This is a genomic window from Streptomyces sp. SID4985, assembly GCF_009863025.1.
In the GTDB taxonomy this organism is placed as follows: Bacteria; Actinomycetota; Actinomycetes; order Streptomycetales; family Streptomycetaceae; genus Streptomyces.
The window spans coordinates 1-210 of the sequence record NZ_WWIR01000021.1; the positions used below are offsets into that span (position 1 = coordinate 1).

Sequence of the window (210 nt, forward strand, 5' to 3'; positions counted from 1 at the left end):
ACCCGAACGAACGCAAGGACCCGGCATGGCCCAGCGCCCCGGCCCCGGACGGCCGGCCAAGCCCCGCCCCAACCCGCTGATCGAGGCGGGCATCGAGTACATCGACTACAAGGACACCACCCTGCTGCGGAAGTTCGTCTCCGACCGCGGCAAGATCCTCCCCCAGCCTTCGGCCGGGAGGTGCCCCCCTCGCCGGGTCACCCGGCTCAC

Annotated in this window: 1 protein-coding gene; it reads left to right on the forward strand. The window is 71.9% G+C overall.

What is annotated here, in order from left to right; all coding sequences use genetic code 11:
* Positions 1 to 25: 25 nt before the first annotated feature.
* Positions 26 to 210, forward strand: a 185-nt coding sequence (locus tag GTW40_RS00665; RefSeq protein ID WP_161178172.1) for a hypothetical protein, incomplete at its 3' end; no start/stop codon positions are given.